The sequence below is a fragment of the Sphingomonas sp. UYP23 genome (genome assembly GCF_054059235.1).
The window spans coordinates 107686-122687 of sequence record NZ_JBSSBX010000001.1; the positions used below are offsets into that span (position 1 = coordinate 107686).

Annotated in this window: 20 protein-coding genes and 1 pseudogene; 14 read left to right on the forward strand and 7 right to left on the reverse strand. The window is 65.8% G+C overall.

The genetic code is table 11. The annotated features are described in order from the left end of the window. Positions 1–43 precede the first annotated feature (43 nt). Positions 44–949, forward strand: coding sequence for an NAD(P)/FAD-dependent oxidoreductase (locus ACVWYO_RS00645; RefSeq protein WP_457348259.1), 906 nt, complete (start codon positions 44–46; stop codon positions 947–949). On the opposite strand, the gene rimM is transcribed toward ACVWYO_RS00645, so the two are convergent. The 3 genes and pseudogenes from rimM to ffh form a co-directional block, all read right to left on the reverse strand. After that, the gene (gene rimM / locus ACVWYO_RS00650; RefSeq protein WP_457348261.1) at positions 939–1430 is read right to left on the reverse strand and encodes a ribosome maturation factor RimM; all 492 of its coding nucleotides are present in this window, start codon (positions 1428–1430) and stop codon (positions 939–941) included. The two genes, ACVWYO_RS00645 and rimM, sit on opposite strands and share 11 nt — an antisense overlap. Before the next feature lie 140 nt (positions 1431–1570). After that, positions 1571–2011, reverse strand: a pseudogene (rpsP, locus tag ACVWYO_RS00655) (30S ribosomal protein S16); the annotation flags it as partial. A gap of 42 nt (positions 2012–2053) precedes the next feature. Beyond that, complete coding sequence (gene ffh / locus ACVWYO_RS00660; protein WP_457348263.1) at positions 2054–3532, reverse strand: signal recognition particle protein; 1479 nt, start codon at positions 3530–3532, stop codon at positions 2054–2056. A gap of 227 nt (positions 3533–3759) precedes the next feature. Between ffh and ACVWYO_RS00665 the strand changes: the two genes are divergently transcribed. From ACVWYO_RS00665 to ACVWYO_RS00680, 4 genes are all read left to right on the forward strand, one after another. After that, positions 3760–5397: a putative bifunctional diguanylate cyclase/phosphodiesterase gene (locus ACVWYO_RS00665; protein WP_457348265.1), complete on the forward strand. Its 1638-nt coding sequence runs from the start codon at positions 3760–3762 to the stop codon at positions 5395–5397. Between the two features lie 155 nt (positions 5398–5552). Then, the gene (mtaB, locus tag ACVWYO_RS00670; RefSeq protein WP_457348267.1) at positions 5553–6845 is read left to right on the forward strand and encodes a tRNA (N(6)-L-threonylcarbamoyladenosine(37)-C(2))-methylthiotransferase MtaB; all 1293 of its coding nucleotides are present in this window, start codon (positions 5553–5555) and stop codon (positions 6843–6845) included. Beyond that, positions 6842–7771: a signal recognition particle-docking protein FtsY gene (gene ftsY / locus ACVWYO_RS00675; protein ID WP_457348269.1), complete on the forward strand. Its 930-nt coding sequence runs from the start codon at positions 6842–6844 to the stop codon at positions 7769–7771. The genes mtaB and ftsY overlap by 4 nt, the downstream gene beginning before the upstream one ends. Beyond that, positions 7768–8403: an inner membrane-spanning protein YciB gene (locus ACVWYO_RS00680; RefSeq protein WP_457348270.1), complete on the forward strand. Its 636-nt coding sequence runs from the start codon at positions 7768–7770 to the stop codon at positions 8401–8403. The genes ftsY and ACVWYO_RS00680 overlap by 4 nt, the downstream gene beginning before the upstream one ends. A 429-nt stretch (positions 8404–8832) precedes the next feature. Here ACVWYO_RS00680 and ACVWYO_RS00685 read toward each other — a convergent pair whose 3' ends face one another. Both ACVWYO_RS00685 and pspF read right to left on the reverse strand, forming a co-directional pair. Beyond that, positions 8833–9438 (reverse strand): superoxide dismutase, encoded by a 606-nt coding sequence (locus tag ACVWYO_RS00685; protein ID WP_457348271.1) that lies wholly within the window; start codon positions 9436–9438, stop codon positions 8833–8835. A gap of 64 nt (positions 9439–9502) precedes the next feature. Further along, complete coding sequence (pspF, locus tag ACVWYO_RS00690) at positions 9503–10549, reverse strand: phage shock protein operon transcriptional activator (protein ID WP_457348273.1); 1047 nt, start codon at positions 10547–10549, stop codon at positions 9503–9505. A 159-nt stretch (positions 10550–10708) separates the two neighbouring features. Here pspF and ACVWYO_RS00695 point away from each other — a divergent pair, with 159 nt between their 5' ends. The 9 genes from ACVWYO_RS00695 to ACVWYO_RS00735 all read left to right on the forward strand — a co-directional run bounded on the left by ACVWYO_RS00695 (position 10709) and on the right by ACVWYO_RS00735 (position 14096). Then, on the forward strand, positions 10709–10858 hold the full coding sequence (locus ACVWYO_RS00695) for a hypothetical protein (protein WP_457348274.1): 150 nt from the start codon (positions 10709–10711) through the stop codon (positions 10856–10858). Between the two features lie 77 nt (positions 10859–10935). Beyond that, positions 10936–11616, forward strand: coding sequence for a phage shock protein PspA (gene pspA / locus ACVWYO_RS00700; protein ID WP_457348276.1), 681 nt, complete (start codon positions 10936–10938; stop codon positions 11614–11616). Position 11617: 1 nt separating this feature from the next. Beyond that, on the forward strand, positions 11618–11887 hold the full coding sequence (pspB, locus tag ACVWYO_RS00705) for an envelope stress response membrane protein PspB (protein WP_457348278.1): 270 nt from the start codon (positions 11618–11620) through the stop codon (positions 11885–11887). A gap of 1 nt (position 11888) precedes the next feature. After that, a complete protein-coding gene (pspC, locus tag ACVWYO_RS00710) occupies positions 11889–12266 on the forward strand; it encodes an envelope stress response membrane protein PspC (RefSeq protein WP_457348279.1) in 378 nt (125 codons plus the stop codon). A gap of 41 nt (positions 12267–12307) precedes the next feature. Further along, entirely contained in the window at positions 12308–12601 is a 294-nt protein-coding gene (locus ACVWYO_RS00715; protein WP_457348281.1) for a hypothetical protein, read from the forward strand. A 22-nt stretch (positions 12602–12623) separates the two neighbouring features. Next, positions 12624–12896 (forward strand): hypothetical protein, encoded by a 273-nt coding sequence (locus tag ACVWYO_RS00720; protein ID WP_457348283.1) that lies wholly within the window; start codon positions 12624–12626, stop codon positions 12894–12896. Between the two features lie 190 nt (positions 12897–13086). After that, positions 13087–13338, forward strand: coding sequence for a hypothetical protein (locus ACVWYO_RS00725; RefSeq protein WP_457348284.1), 252 nt, complete (start codon positions 13087–13089; stop codon positions 13336–13338). Positions 13339–13368: 30 nt separating this feature from the next. Beyond that, positions 13369–13611: a hypothetical protein gene (locus ACVWYO_RS00730; protein WP_457348286.1), complete on the forward strand. Its 243-nt coding sequence runs from the start codon at positions 13369–13371 to the stop codon at positions 13609–13611. Between the two features lie 74 nt (positions 13612–13685). Further along, positions 13686–14096, forward strand: coding sequence for a SufE family protein (locus tag ACVWYO_RS00735; RefSeq protein WP_457348287.1), 411 nt, complete (start codon positions 13686–13688; stop codon positions 14094–14096). Positions 14097–14124: 28 nt separating this feature from the next. Here the strand turns inward: ACVWYO_RS00735 and ACVWYO_RS00740 are convergent, their stop codons facing one another. Together ACVWYO_RS00740 and ACVWYO_RS00745 are read right to left on the reverse strand one after the other, a co-directional pair. Next, positions 14125–14445, reverse strand: a complete 321-nt coding sequence (locus tag ACVWYO_RS00740; protein WP_457348289.1) for a hypothetical protein — start codon at positions 14443–14445, stop codon at positions 14125–14127. Then, entirely contained in the window at positions 14442–14987 is a 546-nt protein-coding gene (locus ACVWYO_RS00745) for a J domain-containing protein (RefSeq protein ID WP_457348290.1), read from the reverse strand. The genes ACVWYO_RS00740 and ACVWYO_RS00745 overlap by 4 nt, the downstream gene beginning before the upstream one ends. Between the last annotated feature and the right edge of the window lie 15 nt (positions 14988–15002).

Below are 15002 nucleotides of genomic sequence, written 5' to 3' on the forward strand. Positions count from 1 at the left end.
GCATTTGCAAGGAACGTTGCAGGATGCCACGCGTATCGCAGCTATGGACGATTGCATCATCATCGGCGCCGGTCCCGCCGGCCTTACCGCCGCGATCTATCTCGCGCGATTTCACTTGAAGATCAGACTCTTCGATTGCGGCAGCAGCCGGGCGGCGCTGATCCCGCGGACGCACAACCATGCCGGCTATCCCGGCGGAATAAAGGGCACCGAACTGCTCCGCTTGATGCGCGAACAAGCGGCCGAATTCGGCGCACTGCGCGAAGAGGCCGAGGTCACCGCCATCGTTCCGCGGGGCGATGATTTCGAGGTGCACGTCGAAGGCCGCAGCTTCGCGACCCGCTCGGTGTTGCTTGCAACAGGGGTGGTCAACCGCCGCCCCAAGATGGACGTCGCCGTGCACGACGCAGCGCTCGAGCGCGGCCTGATCCGCTATTGCCCGATCTGCGATGGCTATGAGGTCACCGACAAGCACGTCGGCATCGTCGGCACCGGCACGCACGGCATGAAGGAAGCGCTCTTCCTGCGCGGCTATACCAAGGACGTGACGTTGATTGCGCCCGGCGGCGCGCACGAGCTCGACGACAGCTGCCGCGCCAAGCTCGACGACGCGGGCATCGTCCACCGCGACGGGCCTTGCACCCCGATTCACGTCGAGGGCGACCAGATCGTCGTGACCACACCAGACGGCGCGCTCAGCTTCGACAGCATCTACCCCGCGCTCGGATCGACGATCCGATCAAAGCTGGCGGTGGCGGCGGGCGCAAACGCGACCGACGAGGGCTGCCTGGAGGTCGATGACCACCAGCGCACCTCGATCCCCGGCCTGTTCGCCGCGGGTGATGTCGTGAAAGGGCTCGACCAGATCAGCCACGCAATGGGCGAAGCGGGCGTCGCCGCGACGACGATCCGCAATTTGCTCGACGAGCGTCAGCCGCTCAGACGATAAAGCCGACCTCGACGACGAGCTTTTCGGCATCCCACGCGGGCACCGCGTCGGCGTTCATCGGAATCATGAAGCGCTTGCCCGGCTTGCCGTCCTCGGACGGTCGTTCGATCTCGATCACGTCGCCCGCGCCGAAATCATCGATCGCGACGACATGGCCGAGCGCCTCACCCGTGGTCGAAACGGCAGGCAAGCCCAGCAGATCGGCATGATAATATTCGCCGTCCTCGAGCGGCGGCAGCGCCGAGCGCGGCACGGTCAGTTCGGTCCCGCGCAAGGCCTCGGCCTTGTTGCGGTCGGTCACTTCGGCGATCCGCGCGATCATGCCGTTGCTACCATGGCGCACCGACTTCAACGACAGCGTACCGCCGTTGAAGTCGGTATACGCGCCAAGATCCTCGGTGAAGACCTTGAGACGGACCTCCCCCGTCACGCCATGCGCGCCGATGATGACGGCGAGCGTGACGGGGTTGTCCTTTTGCATCAGCCGTTCGCCGGAGTTTCTTCCGAGGTCGCTTCAGCAACGGCTTCGGCTTCCGGCGTCGGGGTTTCGGTCGCAGCTTCTACTTCGGTCGCGACAACAGCTTCGGTCTCGGCCTGGCTGGCAGCGGCAGCGGCTTCAGCAGCCTCGGCAGCGGCAGTGGCCTTGGCCTCTTCCGCAGCGGCAGCGGCTGCGACCTTGGCTTCTTCCTCGGCAGCTGCTGCTGCGACCTTGGCGGCCTCGGCATCGTCGAGCTTCTTCTGGCGCTCTTCGACGCGCTCGACGGCCTTCTCGCCGGGCTTGCCCTTGTTCGGGTTGTTGCGGGCAGCGCGCTCGCGCACACCCTTCACGTCGAGGAAGCGGGCGACGCGGTCGGTCGGCTGTGCGCCGACGCCCAACCAGTAGGTCGCACGCTCGGTGTCGAGCACTATGCGCTTCTCGTCATCCTTGGCGAGGAGCGGGTTGTAGGTGCCGATCTTCTCGATGAACTGGCCATCGCGCGGTGCGCGCGCATCGGCGACGACGATGCGGTAATACGGGCGCTTCTTGGAACCGCCGCGCGAAAGACGAATGCTGACTGCCATGATAGAGTACCTTCTTGCTTTAATATGATGATTTGGTTGAACTTATTTCTTCTTGAGCAAATTCTCGAAGCCGGGCGGAAGCTTGGTCTGGCCGCCGCCGAGGCCGGGAAGACCGCCCCCGCCGCCGCTCAGCATCTTGGCCGGGTCGATCCCGCCCATTCCGCCGAGCGCGCCCATTCCACCACCGCCGCCGCCGAACATCTTGGCCATGCCGGCGAGGCCGCCCATCTTCTTGATCTTCTTCATGGCGTTGGCCATTTCCTGGTGCATCTTCAGGAGCTTGTTGACGTCCTGCACGGTCGTCCCCGAGCCCTTGGCGACGCGGATCTTGCGCTTGGCGTTGAGCAGTTCGGGTTTCCGCCGCTCCTTGGCGGTCATCGAGGTGATGATCGCGTCCATCCGCACCAGCACCTTCTCGCCGCCGACCTGATCGACCATGCCCTTGGCCTTGCCCATGCCGGGGATCATGCCGGCGAGCGCACCGATGCCGCCCATCCGCTGCATCTGCTTGAGCTGGCCGCGCAGATCGTCGAGATCGAACTGCCCCTTGGCCATCTTGGCGGCCATCTTCTCGGCGTCTTCGACCTGAATCGCTTCCGCCGCGCGCTCGACCAGACCGACCACGTCGCCCATGCCGAGGATGCGGCCGGCGACACGCTTTGGATCGAACGCCTCGAGCGCGTCGAGCTTTTCGCCCATGCCGGCGAACTTGATCGGCTTGCCGGTGACCGCGCGCATCGACAGCGCCGCACCGCCGCGTGCGTCGCCGTCCATGCGGGTCAGCACGATGCCGGTGAGCGGCACCTGCTCCGAGAAGTTCTGCGCGACGTTGACGGCGTCCTGGCCGGTCAGCGAGTCGACGACGAGCAGGATCTCGGTCGGCTTGGTCACCTCGGCGACCGCGCGCATCTCGTCCATCAGCGCCTGATCGACGTGGAGACGCCCCGCGGTGTCGAGCATCAGGACGTCATAACCCTGCAGCTTGGCCGCCTGCACCGCGCGCCGCGCGATATCGACCGGTTGCTGGCCGGCGACGATCGGCAGCGTCGAGACCTCGGCCTGCGTGCCGAGCACCGCGAGCTGTTCCTGCGCGTTCGGGCGATTGACGTCGAGCGACGCCATCAGAACCTTCTTGCCCTGCCGCTTGGCGAGCCGCAGCGCGATCTTCGCGGTGCTCGTCGTCTTGCCCGAGCCCTGCAGGCCGACCATCATGATGATCGCCGGCGGCGCAACGCCGAGCTCGAGCTCGGCCGCCTCGGCGCCGAGCATCTCGGTCAGCGCATCGCTGACGATCTTGACGACCTGCTGCCCCGGCGTGACCGAGCGCAGCACGTTCTGGCCGACCGCCTGCTCGGTAACCTTGTCGACGAAATCGCGGGCCACCGGCAGCGCGACGTCGGCCTCGAGCAGTGCGACTCGCACTTCGCGCATTGCTGCGCGCACGTCTGCCTCGGTAAGCGCACCGCGCCCCCGCAACCGATCGAACACACCGCCAAGACGGTCGCTCAGGCTCTCGAACATCCGAAAAAACCCTTCCAAAACATCGCGACCGCACCGTAACGCAAAGAACGCCGGCGGACGAAACCTCGTCGGCCGGCGTAGCTCCATGGAGCAGCCTTCACGGTCCTGTACAGGAACGATCGGTGCGCCCTACGCCGTTTCAGTGCGCTGCGCAACCATCGGGCTTAACCCCATCTACACAGCTGTCGTGGAAAGACACTCGCTCACTACGGGGCGGACAGCTTTCTATGACGGTCGAGACACGTGGCGATTCCAGCGACCCGGGCAGTGCTGCCCCGGCCAAACGCCGCGAGATCCTCAACGGCGCGATCACGGTCGCCTCGATCCTGTTGTTTGTCGGGACCGGAAGCTCGGTGCTATCGACCACCATCCGGCACTATGTCGATGGCGGGAACGGTCCCGACCAGACGCTGGTGATCGCTCTCCTGCTCAACGTCGCGCTGATCCTGTTCGGCTGGCGCCGCCACCGTGAGCTCGCCAACGAAGTGACGATCCGCACCGCGGCCGAGGAGCGCGCGCAGATGCTCGCTGCCAAGGACCCGCTGACGGGCTTCCTCAACCGCCGCAGCCTGGCCGAGGAAGGCGCGGCGATGTTCGTGCGCGCGCAAACCCGTAACAAGGCGATGGCGCTGCTGATGCTCGACCTCGACCATTTCAAGATGGTCAACGACATGCATGGCCATGCAATCGGCGACGCGCTGCTCCAGCAGGTCGCCTTGCAGATCGCCGATGCGATACCCGGGGTCGCGCTGACCGCGCGCTTCGGCGGCGACGAATTTGCCTGCGCCTTCCTGTTCGATTCGGCACACCCCGCGACCGTCGAGCGGATTGCCGAGAAACTCGTCAGCCAGCTCGCCCAGCCCTTCTATATCGAGGGGCTGCAGCTGCATATTTCGGTTTCGGTCGGCATCGCGCGCTCGGACTTCGATTGCCCGAGCATCGATGCGCTGATGCGCTCGGCCGACATCGCGATGTATGCCGCCAAGAATTCGGGACGCAACCGTTTCGCCTGGTTCGACCTGTCGATGGAGCGCGAACTGCAGGCGCGCAACGAACTCGAAGTGGGGCTTCGCAACGCGATCCCGCGCCAGGAGATCGTCCCCTATTTCGAGCAGCAGATCGATCTGACGACCGGACGGCTGAGCGGGTTCGAGGTGCTGGCGCGGTGGGATCACCCGACCCGCGGGCTGATCGTGCCTGACGCCTTCATCCCGATCGCCGAGGAGACCGGGATGATCGCCGATCTGTCGCTGTCGCTGATGCGTCAGGCGTTCCTCGCGGCGAAGGATTGGGACGCAGGGCTGTCGCTGTCGGTCAACATCTCGCCGAGCCAGCTGCGCGACGCATGGCTCGCGCAGAAAATCATCAAGGTGCTGACCGAGACGGGCTTCCCGCCGAGCCGGCTCGAGATCGAGATCACCGAGACCGCCTTGTTCGACAATCTGCCGCTCGCCCAATCGATCGTCGGCAGCCTCAAGAACCAGGGCATCCGCCTCGCCCTCGACGATTTCGGGACGGGCTATTCCTCGCTCGCGCATCTGCGCGCTCTGCCGTTCGACCGGATCAAGATCGACAAGAGCTTCATCATGTCGATGAGCGACAATACCGAAAGCGCCGCGATCGTCACCGCGATCACGCGGCTCGGCGACAGCCTCAATTTGCCGATTACCGCCGAGGGGATCGAGGAGCTCGCCGTCGAGGAGCGGTTGCGCGGGCTCGGCTGCGGCAAGGGCCAGGGCTATCTCTATGGGCGACCGACCAGCATCGCGAACACGCGGCGGATGCTCGCCGAGCGGCGGTTGCTGCAGGTGGCAGCGAGCGAGACGGTCGAGTCGGACAGCTCGGACACGCGGCGCGCGGGCTGAACCTCCTCCTCCCCTCCCTGGAAGGGAGGGGTCGGGGGTGGGTCGGCCTAATGCAAGCGTCGACCTCTCCCCGGGCCGACCCACCCCCAGCCCCTGCCTTCCAGGGAGGGGAGGAGCATGGACTTACCGCCCCACGCCCCCTAGATCGCGACGCAATGCCCGATCCGCAGATCATTTCCCTTGGTTGCCGCCTCAACATCGCCGAAAGCGAGGCGATCCGCGCGCTTCTCGGCGGGCGCGACCTGATCGTCGTCAACAGCTGTGCGGTCACCAACGGCGCGGTCGCCGAGACGCGCAAGGCGATCCGCCGCGCGCGCGCCGAACGCCCATCCGCGCAACTGGTGGTGACGGGGTGCGCCGCACAGATCGATCCGGCGAGCTTCGCGGCCATGCCCGAGGTCGACCGGGTGCTCGGCAACGGCGAAAAGCTGTCGCCCGACGCCTGGACCGCTGCCGATCCCGTCATCGTCGGCGACATCCTGCGCGTCCGCGAAACCGCGCCGCATCTTTCCCCCGCTTTCGCGGCGCACGCACGCGCCTTTGTCGAGGTCCAGAACGGCTGCGATCATCGTTGCACCTTTTGCGTGATCCCCTACGGACGCGGCAACAGCCGCTCGGTCCCGGCCGGCGCGGTGATCGACCGGATCGCCGGGCTCGTCGATGCCGGCCACCGCGAGATCGTGCTGACCGGGGTCGATCTCACCAGCTATGGCCCCGATCTGCCCGGGGCGCCCAGCCTCGGCCTGCTGGTCGAGCGGATCCTACGCCACGTTCCCGCGCTCGAACGGTTGCGGCTGTCGTCGCTCGACGGGATCGAGATCGACGACCGACTGTTCGCGCTGCTGACCCAGGAGCCGCGGGTGATGCCGCACGTCCATCTTTCGCTTCAGGCGGGCAACGACATGATCCTCAAGCGCATGAAGCGCCGCCATTCGCGGGGCCAGAGCGTTGCGTTGGTCGAACGCCTCAAAGCGGCGCGCTCGGACATCGCGATCGGCGCCGACCTGATCGCCGGCTTCCCGACCGAGGATGACGCGATGTTCGCCGAAACGCGCGCGCTGATCGACGATTGCGACATCGTCCACGCGCACATCTTCCCCTATTCGGAGCGCGACGGCACGCCTGCCGCGCGCATGCCCGCGGTGCCCGTACCCGTCCGCAAGGCCCGCGCGGCATTGCTGCGCGAGGCTGGCGCACGCCGGAAAGCGGCATGGCTGAGCGGGCTCGTCGGCACGACGCACGACGTGCTGGTCGAGCGGCCGGGCGATCGCGGCCATACGCCGGGCTTCGCCGAAGTGCGCTGGCCCGCGCTCCCCGTCGCTGCCGTGCAGAGCGCCATCGGAGCGATCGCCCGCCTGACCATCACCGCAACCAACGGCGTCTCGCTGAGCGCCACACCCCTCCCCGCTTCGCCGGGGCAGCACCAACCAACCGGAATCCCCGCATGACCCCCAGCTGGCACGACAAACTCCTCGGCGGGTTCAAGCGGACCTCCGACCGACTGCTCGGCAATCTTGCCGGGCTCGGCACCGGACCGCTCGACCGCGCGACGCTCGATGAGATCGAGGAGGCGCTGATCGCCTCCGACCTTGGCCCGCAAACCGCCGCCCGCATCCGCCACCGGCTTTCGACCGGCGTGTTCGAGCGCGACATGGAGGATCTCGGCATCCGGCTCGTCGTCGCCGAGGAGATCGAGAAGGTGCTCGACACCGTCGCAAAGTCGCTCGAAATCACCGGCTTCCCGCGCCCGCACGTCATTTTGGTGATCGGCGTCAACGGCTCGGGCAAGACGACGACGATCGCCAAGCTCGCGCATCTCCTGAAGGAACAGGATTACGGCGTGATGCTCGCCGCCGGCGACACCTTCCGCGCCGCCGCCATTGGTCAGCTCGCCACCTGGGCCGAGCGCGCCGGGGTCCCGATCATCAGCGGCAAGGAAGGCGGCGACGCGGCCGGAATCGTCTATGAGGCGGTCAAGCAGGCGACCGCCACCGGCATCGACGTGCTGATCGTTGACACCGCCGGCCGCTTGCAGAACAAGCGCGAGCTGATGGACGAGCTGTCGAAGATCCGCCGCGTGCTCGGCCGCCTCAACGTCGATTCACCGCACGACGTCCTGCTCGTGCTCGACGCGACGACGGGCCAGAACGCGCTCAGCCAGATCGAGGTGTTCAAGAAGGACGCCGGCGTCACCGGCCTCGTGATGACCAAGCTCGACGGCACCGCGCGTGGCGGCGTACTCGTCGCCGCGGCCGAGCAATATGGCCTGCCGATCCACGCGATCGGCGTCGGCGAGGGGATGGGCGATCTGCGCCCGTTCGACGCGAACGAGGTTGCGCGGATCATCGCCGGCGTGGAAGGGGTCCGCAAATGACCCCAACCTCCCCCAAGCCCATTCCTGCCGGGAAGAAGCCGCTCGGCGCCGGGCAGCGCCTGGCGATCGACATCGGCCCGATCGCGATCTTCTTCCTCGTCAATTTCCTGACGCCCGGCCTCGACATGGTCAAACTGATCGCGGGCACCACCGCGTTCATGATCGCGAGCATCGCGGCGATGGTCTATTCGCTCGTGCGCTCGGGGCGGATCTCGCCGATGCTGTGGCTGACGGGGACGCTGGTGCTCGTGTTCGGCGGGTTGACGCTCTATTTCCACAACAAGGAATTCATCCAGATCAAGCCGACGGTCATCTATGCGATGCTCTCGGCGATCCTGGTCTTCGGCCTGCTGACCGGCCGGCCGCTGCTCAGCCTGTTCCTCGAAGCTGCCTATCCCGGCTTGAACGAAACCGGTTGGCGCAAGCTGACGATCAATTGGGCGGTGTTCTTCGCCTTCCTGGCGGTGATCAACGAAATCGTCCGGCACGAATTCAGCTATGCCTTCTGGCTCGGCTTCAAGCTGTGGGGCGTAATCCCGCTGACGCTGATCTTCGCCTTCGCCAACGTACCCATGCTGATGAAGCACGGTTTCAGCACGCAGGACGAGCCGCCGATCCCGCCGCAGGAGTGATGCGCGCCGGGTAGCGCACCTCTTGCTCGTCCCGGCACCAACCCGATGCCATGCCGCGTCTGAAACGCGCGCGGTGCGGTGCCCCCGGGACAAGCCCGGGGTGACGAGACCAGCAAACCTGCTCGCTGCAAATCGCGGGGGAGAGCCCCCTGCTCCATCCCCCGCACGATCGTGTCGCCGTTGCCGGTCTTACCGGCGGCCTACCTCTTCCGTCGTTTTTGTTATGATCCGGCGCTACGACAGCGACTCGACTATATTAGGCGGCAAAACAAAAAAAGGCCGGTCTTTCGACCGGCCGTGAAAGTTTTAGGAGAGGATGCCTGAAAGGCACACTCTTTGTGCAGTGCAGCAGGATCTTTAGCAATTGCGTTGTTTGCGCTCCCAAATGCGTTTCACGCAACTGCAATCGCGACATCCCGCCGCTGCGTGTCAGGCCGCGTCGAAGCGCTTGCCGGCTTCGTCCCAGTTCACGACGTTCCACCACGCCTTCAGATAGCCCGGACGGTCGTTCATGTAGGTGAGGTAGTAGGCGTGTTCCCACACGTCGTTCGCGAGGATCGGCGTGCCCTTGTCCTTGGCATCGTCCATCAGCGGATTGTCCTGGTTCGGCGTCGAGACGACCTTCAGCGCGCCGCTCTCGTCCTTGATCACCCACGCCCAGCCCGAACCAAACTGGCCCGCACCCTTGGTGTTGAAATCCTCCTTGAGCTTGTCGAGGCCACCATAGGCGGTGATCGCCTCGGCGAGCGCGCCCGAAGGCTGCGTCGAGCCGGCCGGGCCCATGATCTTCCAGAAGAAATCGTGGTTCCAGAAACCGCCGCCATTGTTGCGCACCAGCGGCGGCAGGCTCGAGATCATGCCGAGGATTTCCTCGATCGTCTTGCCTTCGAGCTTGGGATCGGCGGCGACGCCCTCGTTGAGCTTTGCGGTATAAGCCGCGTGATGCTTGTCGTGATGGAAGGTCATCGTCTCTTTCGAGATCGTCGGCTCCAGCGCGTCATAGGCATAAGGCAGCGGGGGAAGTTCGAAAGCCATGGGTCTTCTCCTGTAAAGCTCGATACGCAAACGTCAGGCCCGGCAAATGGGTCCGGGGCGCTCGTTACGCAACCGATTCTGTCGCCGCACCAGAAATCAGCCCGTGGCGCTTCAGCGCATGGCGCAACTGGTCGTAACTGAGGCCCAGCGCTTCGGCGGTGGCGCGCTGGTTGAAGCGGTTCTCGGCCATCGCGGTCTGCAGCATCTCGCACTCGAAGCGCGCGAGCCGCGTCTTGTAATCCATCGGCGCTGCAGCCTCGCTCGAAGGCGTCGCTGCGACGGGCGGTGCCACGGCTGCGACGGCATTCGGCTCGGGCACCTGCGTGACCGTTGCGGGGCGGTGCGGAGAGGCGAACGGATCGAACTGGATCGCATCGATCGGCCCGTCGAGATCCCAGCGATACACCGCACGTTCGGCGACGTTGCGCAATTCGCGGACGTTGCCCGGCCATGAGTAGGCCTTCAGCGCCGCCTCGGCGGTCTTGCTGAACCCCGGCCAGCTGTCGCGACCCAGTTCCGACGCCATGCGCCGTCCGAAATGCTCGGCGAGCACGAGCACGTCGTCGACGCGTGCGCGCAGCGGCGGCAAGGTCACCACCTCGAAGCTCAGCCGGTCGAGCAGATCGGCGCGGAACTGATGCCGCGCGACCTTGTCGGGCAGATGCTCGTTGGTCGCCGCCACGATACGGACATCGACGCGCATCGGCCGGGACGATCCGATCCGCGTCACCTCGCCATATTCGACCGCGCGCAGTAGCCGGTCCTGCGCCGCCATCGACAGCGTGCCGAGCTCGTCGAGAAACAGCGTACCGCGATGCGCCTCCTCGAAGCGCCCTGCCCGCGCCTTGGTCGCGCCGGTGAACGCGCCGGCTTCGTGACCGAACAGTTCGGCCTCGATCAACGTTTCGGGCAAAGCCGCGCAGTTCATGATGACGAGCGGCTGATCCCAGCGCGGGCTCAGGCGATGCAGGCGCTCGGCGACGAGCTCCTTGCCCGTCCCACGCTCGCCGATGACGAGCACCGGCCGGTCGAGCGCCGCCGCGCGGCTGGCAAGTTCGAGCGCATCGAGAAACGCGCCCGATTGTCCGATTACCTGGGTCGTTCGCTCCATTCCCAACGCTTGGCGTAAAATCCCAAGCCTTGGCAAGTGTGTTTTTCCTATACCACACTAGAAACGGCGCAAATCCGCCATTCCGGAAACTGGCACGCTCCCTGCAAAGCTGTTGGTACCGCCCCACCGGGCACCGCACTTCCGCCAAGGAGACTCGCCATGACCACCGAATACACATCGCGCAGCTCGCTCGCCCAGATCGCCGTCGCCCTCGTCGCCACCGTCCTGATCGGGTCGGTCGCGGTAGTCGGCACGGTCGGGCAGGCCGCCGCCGCGCCGCACCAGATCGCCGCCCAGCCCCACGGGTGAGGTGATCCGCGGCGGGGGCCCACCTCCGCCGCGGTCTTATCGAGTATCACAAGCGTACCCCCCGAAGGAGTAACACGATGGGCATCTTCAGCCGCACCCGCGATATCATCGCCGCCAACTTCACCGACCTGCTCGACAAGGCCGAAGACCCCGCGAAGATGATCCGCATGATCATCCTCGAGATGGAGGAAACGCTGGTTGAGGTCCGCGCCTCCGCCGCGCGCACGATCGCCGACCAGAAGGAAATGCGCCGCCACATCGGCAAGCTCGGATCGTTGCAGGAAAGCTGGACCGAGAAGGCCGAGCTCGCGCTGTCGAAGGGCCGCGAGGACCTCGCCAAGGCCGCCTTGGTCGAAAAGCAGAAGGCCGCCGACATGGCCGACCAGCTCGGCAGCGAGATCGTAGTGCTCGACGAAGCGCTGCGCAGCTCGGAAGAGGACATCGCCAAGCTCACCGGCAAGCTGCGCGAGGCGCGCACCCGCCAGAACTCGATCGCGACGCGGCTCGAAACGGCGCAGAACCGCTTCAAGCTGCGTGACCTCTACGCTGGCCCGAAGATGCAGGATGCCTTCAGCCGCTTCGAGATCATGGAGCGTCGTGTCGACATGGCCGAGGGCCGCGCCGACGTCGCCGGCTTCGGCGCACCGCCCAAGACGCTCGACGAGGAAATCGCAGAGCTCAAGGCGGCCGAGAAGGTCGATGCCGAGCTCGCCGCGATGAAGGCCCGCGTCGGCCCGAGCACTGGCGGAAACGGTTGAGATGGAGGACGTCCTCGTCCCCATCGCCGTCTGCGGCACGCTCTTCATCGGAATTCCCTGGGTCATCCTGCACTACATCACAAAGTGGCGGCAGGCGCCCAAGATCACCAATGAAGACGAGAAACTGCTCGACGAGCTCTATTCGCTCGCCCGCCGGCTCGAGGAGCGCCTCGGCACGGTCGAACGGATCATCGCCGTCGATCACCCCGAATGGCGCGCGAGCATGCCGCTCGCCGAGCCGACCCCTTACGATCCAGCACGGAGGAACTGAAATGTCCGCCAGCCGCACCAAATTCTACCTCGACAAGCAGAACAGCAAATGGCTGGGCGTCTGCTCGGGGATCGCCGATTACACCGGCATCGACGTCACCCTCGTCCGCGTCGGCACCGCGATGCTGACGTTGGTCACCAGCGGATGGGTGCTGCTGGCGTACATCGTCATCGCCTGCGTCGCCGACAAGAAGCCGCTCGGCCTCTACGACAGCGCCGAGGACGCCAAGTTCTGGCAAGGGGTCCGGACCAACCCGACACGCTCGACCGCCGAAGTCCGCAGCAAGTTCCGCGACATCGACCGTCGCCTCGCCGACATCGAGACGATGTACACCAGCCGCAACACCCGCCTCGCCGACGAGATCGACAGCCTGCGCTGATCTGATCCGGGCTTGGGGCAAAGCCGAACAGGGGAAATGACATGAGCGACTTAGCACTTTGGATCCCGATCGCCGCGATCACCGCCGGGCCGGTTGCCTGGGCCTTCACCACCTGGGTCCGCGCCAAGCACGGCTACCCGATCGAGACCAAGAAGGGCGAGCTGATCACGCGCGACAGCGACCTCAGCCTGGTGCGCCAGACCGACTTGCTCAAGGCGGAGAACGAGAAGCTGCACGGCCAGGTCAGCCGGCTCGAGGAGCGCCTCGCGGTGCTCGAACGCATCGCCACCGATCCCGCCGAGCGTGTCTCGCGCGAAATCGACGCGCTGCGCTGAACCAGACCCAGGGAGACGCGCCATGAATGGTTTCACGATTTTCATGATCGCCTTCGTGGTCGTCGGCATCCCCGTCATCGGCGGGTTGTGGCACGAGACCTACAAGGTCGGCCTCAAGCACAAGGAAAAGATGGCCAATGCGCTAAGCGCGCAGACCGCCGAGAAGGCCGCGCAATATGCCGCGCAGACCGAACGGCTCGAACAGCGCGTTCGCGTGCTCGAACGGATCATCACCGACCGCGGGGTCGATCTTTCGCACGAGATCGATCGGCTACGCGACACACCGCTCAACTAACTCTATAAAAACGAACTCTTTCTCCCCGAGGATATCATGATCGCATTCTTTATCGTGCTCGCCGTCGTCACGGCGGGGGGTGTCTGGGCGACCGAAAGCGTCGACCGCCCACGCCGCCGCAAACTTCGCGAAGCCGCCATCCCCGCCGAATAGGCCGGTCCGATTCCACCCTTTTGAAGGAGTGACCTCTATGAACCCGTTTGAAATGGTCGTCACGCTCGGCCGCGTACTGACGGCGCGCTACGGCGCCAGCTGCAGCAAGGCCGGCCAGGATGTCCGCTTCCGCGACGATCCCGCCGCCGCCGCCGAGAACGACCGGCTGCGCGACGAGCTCAAGGCGATGAAGGACCGGCTCGCCGTGCTCGAACGCCTCGCCACCGACAGCAACGACAGCGGCGCCCGCCTCGATCGCGAGATCGAGAAGCTCCGCGACCGGCCCTAACCAATGACCCTTTTCGCAGGAGCAGGGATGATGACCGACCCGACCTTCTACATCACCATGGCCGCCGCCGGCCTCGCCGGGCTCGCAATGCTGACCGGCGCCGCGCTGACCGGCTGGCGCGGCTGGCTCGCCTTCAAGCAGCACGAACTCCACGCGTTCGGCGATCCGACGCCGACGCAATCGCTTCCGAACGCGAGCGCCAGGATCGAGATCGCCGACCTCAAGGAGCGCATCCGCAAGCTCGAGGCGATCGCGGCCGGCGTGGATCTGTAATCCTCTAGCCCCTCCCCTGAAGGGGAGGGGCGAAAAAGGTGACGAAGTCCGCGCCGGGCGGCTATACGCCCCCCATGCAGACCCTCGCCGATCTCGAATCCGACTACAGCTTCCTCGACGCGGACGACCGCTACCGTCTCCTCATCGACCTGGGCCGCGAGCTCGAACCGATGCCCGACGCGCTCAAGACCGATGCGACGCTGGTGCGAGGATGTTCAGCCTCGGTCTGGGTCTATCCGATGGCGAAGGACGACGGCACGCTGCACTTCCTCGCCGATTCGAACGCCGCGATCACCAAGGGGATCATCGCGTTGGTGTTGCTGGCGGTGCAGGATCAGCCATCGGCCGCGATCCTCGCCACCGATATCCCGACCGAACTCGCACCGTTCGATCTTAAGAACCAACTCAGCTCGAACCGTACGCAGGGCATCCCCAACATGATCGCGCTGATCCGCGAGACCGCCGCGCGCTACGCCAGCGCATAGCGCGCGTTCCGCAGCGACATCGTCCAAGTCAGGATTGGGCGTCGTCCGGCGTCTCGCGCAAGCCGAGCGCAGCCGCGACCGCGGCGACCGGCAGGCCCTCGCGCACCAGCATCCATTCCCCCGGGGTCGCACCGTTCACAACGGTCACAGCGCCCTTGGGACATACGCCGAGGCACTTCACTTCGACGATCCCGAGCGTACCCTTGCGGCCCTTGGCGACGCCCAGCTCGGCGCGGAGCGCGTTGGCGAGCCCGGTCTTGCCCTTCGCGCCAAAACCGCCGTCCAGCTTCTTCGAGCATTTCTTGCAGACCAGCAGCGTGTTCGACCAGCCCGACCGGACCGTTTTCAAACCGTGGGTTTCCACTGCCGCTGCTCCTCGGCCGCCTTGAGCACGTCATAGGCGGCCTGGATCGCGAGGAAGCGCGCCGCGGCATCCTTGTCGCCGGGGCGGACATCGGGGTGGTTCGACTTGGCAAGCCGCCGCCACGCGAGCCGCACCGCGTCGAAATCGGCGTCGACCTCGAGCTCGAGCACCTCGAGCGCGCGCATTTCGTCACGCGAGCGGCTGCCATCGCCCGGCCCCGCCCACTGATTGGTGCGCGATTCGGTATAGCCCTCGGCGGTCTGCGTCTCGGCGCGTTCGCGCTCGGCAGCTTCCTCGGCGGAGAGACCTTCGAAATAATTCCAGCCGCGATTGTATTCGCCGGCATGGACCTGGCAGAAATACCAGCGTTCCGGGCTGTTCGGCGATTTCGGCGCAGGGCAATCGCCCTTCTCATTGCAGCCGTGACGGTCACACAACCGCACGGTCGCGGCTTCGCTGCCAGCCTCGCCATAAGCGCGCCAGCGCGGAAAACCCCAGTCGACCGATCGTGATGATGTACGCGCCATAGCGGGCCATCTAAG